This window comes from Polynucleobacter yangtzensis (assembly GCF_001595965.1).
Taxonomy (GTDB): domain Bacteria; phylum Pseudomonadota; class Gammaproteobacteria; order Burkholderiales; family Burkholderiaceae; genus Polynucleobacter; species Polynucleobacter yangtzensis.
This window is the reverse complement of sequence record NZ_LOJI01000042.1, coordinates 1-497: the sequence shown is the minus strand read 5'-3', so window position 1 is coordinate 497 and position 497 is coordinate 1. Positions and strand designations below refer to the sequence as shown.

Here is a 497-nt window from a genome sequence, read left to right as displayed (position 1 = left end):
AGCGCATTAGGCCATTACTGCCTGAGCATCTTGCATATGTGATCTACACCTCCGGCAGTACAGGAACACCGAAGGGGGTGGGTATTGCACATGCGGGAGCGGTCAACCTAGCTTTCGCGATAACCGCAAACCTGAAGCTTAATAAAGACTCTCGCGTTCTACAGTTTGCATCACAAGCTTTTGATGCAAGCGTATGGGAAATACTCCCAACCCTACTTAATGGTGCGGCGATTGTTGTGCCGGCCACCGCCTCAACCAAAGAGATTGCAACCTATCTCACCGGCTTTATTGCAAAACATCACGTAACGCACCTAGTTTTACCTCCAGCATTAGCTGGCATCTTAGATCCAGAGGCGCTATCTGGAGTCCAAACTTTGACGGTTGCCGGCGAAGCCTGCCCACCATCTTTAGTTGAGCGCTTTGCTGATGGGCGTCGTATGATTAACGCATACGGCCCCACTGAAACTACGGTATGCGCTACGATGAGCACGCCATTA

General features: G+C 50.9%; 1 protein-coding gene. It reads left to right on the top strand.

What is annotated here, in order from left to right:
* Positions 1 to 497: AMP-binding protein (locus JaK3_RS10450; RefSeq protein ID WP_150114273.1), on the top strand; the 497-nt coding region annotated here is incomplete at both ends.